Here is a 7,742-nt window from a genome sequence, read left to right as displayed (position 1 = left end):
CCGATGTTGGGCAGCGTGATCGACGGCAGCCCCGGCAACGGCGGCAACGTGAAGCTCGGCAACCCCGGCAACGACAAGTTGATCGGCGGCAGACCCGGCAACGTCAAATTCAGCGCCGCATTCAGCGCCGCGTTGATGTCCGCGCCGATGTTGGGCAGCGTGATCGACGGCAGCCCCGGCAACGGCGGCAACGTGAAGCTCGGCAACCCCGGCAACGACAAGTTGATCGGCGGCAGACCCGGCAACGTCAAATTCAGCGCCGCATTCAGCGCCGCGGTGATGTCCGCGCCGATGTTGGGCAGCGTGATCGACGGCAGCCCCGGCAACGGCGGCAACGTGAAGCTCGGCAACCCCGGCAACGACAAGTTGATCGGCGGCAGCGTCAACGCCCCCGACAGCAACCCACTCAGCGATGCATTTAGGTTGGCGCCCAAGCCATTCAGCGCCGCCGAGAGCTGCACACCCAGGGGACCCAGGTTCGGGAACGTCAGCGCCGGCAGACCCGGCAACGCGGCCAGGAAGTTACCCGCCAGCGTCGCACCCGTCTGCAACGCCCCATTCAGGCCGGCGCCGAGGTTGCCGGCCAAATTACCCAAGCCGTTCAGCCCAGCCGCGAGGTTCGCCGCCAACCCTGTCAGGCTGCCGCCCAGGCTCGCGGACAACGCGGCGCTGAGGTCGAGACCGAAGTTGGCGTTCAATAAGGCATTCAGCGCGGCATTGGCCTGGGCGAGCAATGGACCGCCCATGGCGGACAGCGCGGCACCGCTGTTTTCCAGGGCGAGGCCGGCCTGGACGATGGCGTTGCCCGTCTGGACCATCCCGTTGCCGATGCCGGACAGGATGAAACCGCCGGTCTGGAAGACCAGCCCGCCGAGCCCGGCGCCGAGGAGCGTCTCCAGCGTGCCGCCGAGAGCCGCTCCGAGGCTGCTGTTCAAGCCGGCCGACAGCGATCCACTGAGCGCGGCGCCGAACCCGGAAATTGCGGCGCCGAGTTCGGCCGCCAGGTTTCCGCCGCCGGAGAGCATCGCGGCGCTGTTGGCGATTTCCGCGCCCGTGTACGCGGCGGCGCCGCCATTCAACGCGCCGACGAAGGCGTTGTGGAACGCCGCGACTTCCGCGTTGAGTGCTTGGTACTCCTGGCCGAAATTGCCGAAGAGCGCGGCGATTGCGGTCGACACCTCATCGCTCGCGGCGGGCGCCAGGCTGGTCGTCGGCGCGAGGATGGCTTCAGTGACCTCGTCTAGTGCTGAGCGGATACCTGCGAGATCTCGGGCAGCCACCTCGACAAGATCCGGAACTGCGACCACAAAAGACATGTTCATCTCCCCACGCGAATGAACGACATATATACGTTTATGAGCCCGAATAACCGAGGCAAGCTGAGCGTAAGGGCGTGCCATCCGGCACATTCGAAAACCATTGTTTTCATGAGAGTTCGGCGCGTCTGCGTACGATCCCGGCTCCCGCGCAACTGGACGGTGGTACCGAAAAACGGTCAGTACGAACGCATTTCCGCAGTTCGACGCGTACCTACGTCGTTGCCCAAAGCCGCTCGGATGCCGCCTCGACGTCTGTTGTGGCGTACGCAATACTCCGACGCCGCGCCCGGCGTACTTCCAATACCTTAGACCGCAAAACGCCTGCAGCAAAGACGTTTTGGTCGGTTCGCCGGGGGCACGTCAGTTCGTTCGGCCGAGCATGCCCGCCCGCCGCGGGCCGAGGCACACCGCCGACCTGGCCGACCTCCCGGCTAGACACGGCCGATGGGGCCGGGCCGATGGAACGCGGTGTATCGCAAACGCTTTCTGTATACGTGTCGAATAAGCACCCGGCGCGCTAGAAGGTGAAAAGCGGGATCGAGATCAGCGGCGGCGCAGAGGCGGGTGCGCCGATCGCCTGCGCCAGCAGCTGGGGCGCGTAGTTCACCAGAAGCGGTAGGAGTCCGCTGAATTGCGTGCTGCCGACGCCCAGGTTGATCGCTAGCGGAGGAAGCACGCTCCCGCCCAACGCGGTGACAGTCGCGGTCACCGGGTAGTACCCGGGCGGGTGCAGGAGCCCGTCCAGCGGGAAGTTCGCCACCACCGTGACGTTCAGCAGATCCGCGACCGCAGGGCCCGTAATGCTCGAAAGGTTCAACGCATAGGGGAAAGTCGCCTGCCCGTTGAGGAAACCGTCGGCGATGTAGGCCGGGGCGTCGACGAGTGCGGCGAACGCCGCGGCGCCGTTCCCGGCTTGGACCGCAGACGTGAACAGGGACCCGGCGTAGCCGGCTGCCTCCATCGCGGCGGCCGGCGGGCCCAGCAGGCTCGCGCCGAACAAAAGGGGCAATCCGACGACGTTGTCCAGGGCCAAACTGGGCGTGGGTAGCACCTGTTGCACCACCAAAGACGACGTGACGCTGGTATTGGTCAGCGTTCCAACGACATTGGCGAAGTTGTGCACGATCTCGCCGGGTATGGCAGAGACCGGTGCGAAATCACCGGTCTGAAGCGCGGTCGCGATGGTCTGCCCGTAGACCATCTGGTTGGCGACGAACTGCCGCAGGAATGGGAACGGGTCGGCCAACCAGCCGCCCGCGAGGCTGTTCAGGTTGGTCCATGTGTTGTAGACGAGCGCCTCGTATGGGCCCGCGATGCCGGTGAAGAAGGGGCCCGCGCCGGCCTGCACGTTGAGTATCCCGGGCAGCAGCGAGTTGACCACGCCGGTCAACGTATTCGTCAGGCCGCCAAGGGTTGTGGGCAAGCCGGGAAGGGCACCCGTCAACAGCGAGCCGAGGTTGCTTCCCAGTGAGCCCAGGTTTCCCAGCGAGCCCAGGACGCCGCCGAGTGAACCCACGCCGCCAAGGAGACCGGTCCCACCCGTCAAACCGCCGAGCAACCCGCCCAATCCAGTTGTGCCACCGGTCAATCCACCCAACAGTCCGCTGGCACCGCTGGTGCCACCGCTGAGACCGCCCAGCAACGAGCCGCCCGACGTGCCGCCGAGGATTCCACCGAGCAGGCCGCTGGCACTGACGCCCTGTGCGGCGCCCGGCATCGCCTCGGCAGGTGCATTGATCGCGTTCGTCACGGCCTGCTCGGTGTTGGCGAGTTCGGTGCTGAGGTATGCGGCAGCACCGGCGTTGATCAACCTGACGAACTCGCCGTGAAACGCCTGCGCTTGGGCGCTGGCCCACTGAAATTGCCGGCCGAAATCGCCGAACAGCGCCGAGATCGCCGCCGAAACCTCGTCCGCGGCAGCCGGCAACACCGCCGTGGTGGAGCCCGCGGCGCTGGACGCGGCGTCAACCAGGGACAAGCGGATACCCGCCAAATCCTCGGCCGCCGCCTGGATCTGTTCCGGCGACGTGATCACGAACGACATGTCCGACCCCCTCGGTTCACTGGCGGCGACTAGCTATTACCCCATCGACGCCGCGGTAAACATGAGGCTAATAAGGTCCGTCCGGCGGACGGACGGGCCCCAGGTTTTGGCGTTGCGGGCGATCGATTCCGCTCAGGGCGGCGGGCAGACCGGCGCCGCCGCTCTGCCGCGCCCCGTCGCCCACGACGCCGGCATCGAGCAGGCCCCGCTTGGCGTTGGCGACGTCGGTGCCGAGGTAAGCGCCCGCGCCGGCGTTCAGCAAGTCGACGAACTGCTCGTGAAATTCCTGCGCTTGGGCGCTGATGCCCTGATAGTCCTGTCCGAACGCACTCAGAAGCGCAGCGACCTGAGCCGAGACCTGGTCTCCGGCCGGCGCCACCATCTCGGCCGTCGGCGCCGCGGCCGCCGCGCTGGAGTCGGCAAGCAGGGAGCGGATGCCCGCCAGGTGCCGGGCCGCCGCCAGCACTTCTTGGGGCACCGCGGTGACGAACGACATGCCCAGCCCCCCATCGCTTCATACGACGGTCGCCCGACGGTTATCGAGACAATGTGAGCCTAATCACATGCCGCACGTCGCGATGCAAAATCGTCCGTCTTCGTGCGGTGATCACCCCAGGGGCGTGATCGCCGCCGCGAGCTGAGACCCGAAGCTCAGCAGCCCGGGAATCAGGCCTCCGATCGGCGTGCCCGGGACCATGCCCAAGCCGCCGCCCAGGGTCACCGGGCTCAGCGGGGTGAGCAGGCCGCCGAGCGGAAGCTCGGCGGTGGCGGTGAGGTCCAGGATGGGGAAACCGCCCGAGGTAACGGTCGTCGTGAGCGGCGGCAGGCTGAGGAAGGTGGTGCCGTTGAGGAAGCCGTTCGCGACGTTGGCGGGGGCGTCGACCAGCGCGGCCGCCGCCCCCATCGGGTCGCCGGTTTGCACCGCGGTGACGAACGCCTGTGCGCTGGAGTTCAGCGCGCTCAGCGCGTTGGCGGGCGCACCGATCCCGTCGAAGACGAGCTGCAACGGCAAGCCGAAGGTGATGCCCAGGTTCCCCGGATTGAACGTCGACCCAAAATTGGTGAGCGTCTCGACCACGTTGGTGAAGTTCTGTGCCATCTGGGCGGGGATGGAACCCGCCGGCAACAGGTTGGTGAAGTTCTGCGCCAGCTGCCCCGGGATGGCGAAGATCGGCGCCAAATCCCCCAGCGGGCCCAACGGCGTGATGGCCAGGGGCGTCGCCGTCGGCGAGCCCAGTACACCGATGTCAAAGCTCACGCCCTGGAAACCGGGGAGGACGACATTCTCCAGGCCGTGCGCGACGGCGTTGACTGCGCCCTGGACGTTACCCGCCGCCAGCGCCTGGCCGGCCGCCTGGAAGCTCGCGGGCAACCCGTTCAACCCGGTGACGAGATCGGTTCCGGCGCTCTGTAGCCCCGTGACGACGGTCTGCGCATAGCCGATCTGGTTGTTGACGAGCTGCTGCAGCAGGGCGCCCGGGTTGGCGGTCGCCAGGCCCTGAATACCGGTTTGGATCGTGCCCGGCAGGCTGGCCAACTCGACGGGCAGGTTCTGGACCCCGGTCGCGATCGACGAGCCGATCGTCTGGGCGTAGCCGATCTGGTTGTTGAGCAACTGGTGCGCGAAGGGGAACGGGTTGGCCGAGAAAGTCGCCCCGATGGCCTGCAGATTGGTGACGGTGTTCGACACCAGCGCCTGATACGGCGCGGCGACGGTGGCACCGAACGAGTTGAGCCCGGTGATCAGCGGGGATGCGCCACCCGTCGGCAACGATCCCAGCGCGACGGGAGAGCCGGCGATCGCGTCCGACATGGCTCGGGCGCCGGCCTGGATCTCACCGCCGAGCGCGGTCTGCGCCGCGTTGGCCGCCTCGGCGCCGGTGTAAGCGGACGCGCCGGTGTTCATCAAGCCGACGAACTGCTGATGGAACGCCTGGGCCTGGGCGCTGAGGGCCTGAAATTCCTGACCGACGTTGCCGAACAGGGAAGCGATCGCGACCGACACCTCGTCCTGAGCCGCCGTCGCTATTCCGGTCGTGGGCCCGGCCGCGGATGCCGCCGCTTCGGCCAGCGACGAGCGGATTCCCGCCAGATCCTGGGCCGCGCTCTCGACCAGCTCCGGCGTTGCGAACACAAACGACATCTGAACTCTCTCCTTGGCTCATAAGAGGTGACCGGTGGTCATCCAATGTTCGATAGCGAGCCCCCGGCTCGATATCTTCGCGGGCGGTTACCCCCCAGTAACCAAGACGAAAATGAGCCTAACCAGCGGTGATGCACCCATCAAAAGACAACAGGCGATTTCACAGCTTTCGTTACGGTGCGGCGGAACCGGCCCCAATGAAGTGAGGGTCGGGACCCGGCTTACACCGGCGTCCCGACCCTCGACGACTAACGAGTACCGGCTAGGTGGCGATGTCCGCCGCCAACTGGGCGGGGAAACTCAGCAGCCCGGGAATGAGGCCACCGATCGGGGTGCCACCCGAGAGTTCGAGCTGCAACATGAAGCCATCCAGGTTGACCCAGACCGCGGGGAGGCTGAGCGGAGTGAGCAGCCCGCCGAGCGGCAAGTAGGTCGTCGACGGCAGCGTGAGGCCCAGCAGCGAAACCATTGCCGGGGGCAAGGTTACGACGGTCGTGCCGTTGAGGAACGCGTCGGCGATGACGGCCGGGGCATCCAGGAGGGTGGCGGCGGCCGCCGACGCGTTCCCGGCCTGCAGTGCGCTGGCCAGCGCCTGCCCGGTGGAGTTGAGCGCGCTCAATGCGTTCGCAGGCGCACCGATCCCGTCCAACAGGAGCTGCAGCGGGATCCCGAAGTCCAGATTGGCGACATTGCTGATCGAGATCGTGGTGCCGAAATTGGTCAATGCGCTGATCAGGTTGGTCGCGTGTTGCGCCACCATCGCCGGGATGCTGCCGGCCGGCAACATGTTGGCGAAGTTCTGCGCGATCTGTCCCGGGATGGCCAGGATGGGCGCCAGGTCGCCCAGCGGCCCTATCGGCACGATGCTGGTGACCAGCGTCGATCCCCCGTCCCCCCCGACCTGGACGCCGTTGAAGCCAGGCAGGAAGGCGTTGGTGAGGGTCTGGTTGATAGCGGTGTATGCCGCGGCGTTGTCGCCGGCCAACAGGTCCTGGGTTGCCGTCAGGAACCCGGCTGGCAGGGTCTGCACCCCGGTGACGAAGTCCTGGGCGGCGCTCTGCAGCGACGTCACGACCGTCTGGGCGTTGGCGACCTGGCTGGTGATCAGCTGCTGCAGCACGGCGCCCGGGTTGATCGTCGAAAGGCCTTGCAGCGCAGCCTGAATGGTTGCCGGCAGGTTCGCCAACGTGGTGGGAAGGTTTTGAATGCCGGTGGCGATGGTCTGCCCGTAGAAGATCTGGTTGTTGACCAGCTGGTGCAGGAAGGGGAACGGGTTGCTCACCACGGTGTTCCCGATGGCCTGCAGGTTGGTGACGGTGTTGGAGACCAGCGCCTGATACGGCGCGGCCACCGTGGCGCCGAACGAGCTGATCCCGCTCATCGCCGCGGCTGCCCCGCCCGTCGGAAGCGACCCCAGCCCAATGGGCGAGCTGGCGATCGCGTTCGAAATGGCTTGCGCGCCAGTCTGAATCTGCCCACCGACGAACCCGCCGAGGCTGCCGTTGCCCAGCGCGGTCACCGCGCCGTTCAGCTCGGCGCCGACGTTACCGGCCAGCTGGCCGACACCGCCGACGACGCCCCCGTCCAGGGTGCCGCCCAACAGGGTCTGCGCCGCGTTGGCGGTCTCGGCGCTGGCATAGGCGCCCGCGCCGGCATTCATCAACGAGACGAACTGGTGGTGGAACGACTGGGCCTGGGCGCTCAGCGCCTGAAAGTTCTCGCCGTAGTTGCCGAACATCGATGCGATCGCAACCGATACCTCGTCCTGCGCCGCGATCGCGATCCCGGTCGTGGGACCGGCCGCGGTTGCCGTGGCTTCGGCCAGCGACGAACGAATGCCCGCCAGGCTCGTGGCCGCGCTCTCGACCAGATCCGGCGCTGCGATCACAAATGACATGTCCACCCTCTCCTCGGGCCACCACGCGATGACCGACGGTCACTCAACTCGACACAAAGCCGGATAGGGCCCCGCGCAACGAACGTGCGCGAGGCCCCCCTCGACTCTCACTACAGCCGGTTACCGACCGGAAACTTACCCGGCAGTAACCAAGACAGACGTGAGTCTAATAAGCGGAGTGCTTTTGTCAAAATGACAATTAGCGTTTTCACAGGATTCGTTACGGTTGCGAACAGGTTCGGTGCGCGTGGCCAAATCCGCAGCTCAATGGCCCAGCACGGAGCAGCGGCATCCTTTGACGCTGCCGCGGTCGGCCGCAGCCGCGATCGCCGCCCAGAA

5 protein-coding genes are annotated in these 7,742 nt (G+C 66.7%); all 5 read right to left on the bottom strand.

Features of this window, described 5'->3' with window-relative positions; translation table 11 throughout:
• A partial coding sequence (locus A5673_RS21290) for a PE family protein (protein WP_231971401.1) occupies positions 1–1,400 on the bottom strand: 1,400 nt, incomplete at its 3' end.
• 436 nt (positions 1,401–1,836) lie between these two features.
• Positions 1,837–3,363 carry a PE family protein gene (locus tag A5673_RS21285; protein ID WP_068237035.1) on the bottom strand — a complete coding sequence of 509 codons (1,527 nt, stop codon included), beginning with the start codon at positions 3,361–3,363 and terminating at the stop codon, positions 1,837–1,839.
• A 67-nt stretch (positions 3,364–3,430) separates the two neighbouring features.
• Positions 3,431–3,859 (bottom strand): PE family protein, encoded by a 429-nt coding sequence (locus A5673_RS21280; protein WP_068237031.1) that lies wholly within the window; start codon positions 3,857–3,859, stop codon positions 3,431–3,433.
• Positions 3,860–3,970: 111 nt separating this feature from the next.
• The gene (locus A5673_RS30485) at positions 3,971–5,506 is read right to left on the bottom strand and encodes a PE family protein (protein WP_068237027.1); all 1,536 of its coding nucleotides are present in this window, start codon (positions 5,504–5,506) and stop codon (positions 3,971–3,973) included.
• Positions 5,507–5,768: 262 nt separating this feature from the next.
• A complete protein-coding gene (locus tag A5673_RS21270) occupies positions 5,769–7,403 on the bottom strand; it encodes a PE family protein (protein WP_068237025.1) in 1,635 nt (544 codons plus the stop codon).
• Positions 7,404–7,742: the final 339 nt, after the last annotated feature.

The organism is Mycobacterium sp. E3198 (genome assembly GCF_001667015.1).
Classification (GTDB): Bacteria; Actinomycetota; Actinomycetes; order Mycobacteriales; family Mycobacteriaceae; genus Mycobacterium.
Note: the sequence above shows the minus strand (reverse complement) of the source record. Positions and strands in the feature narration are given on the sequence as shown.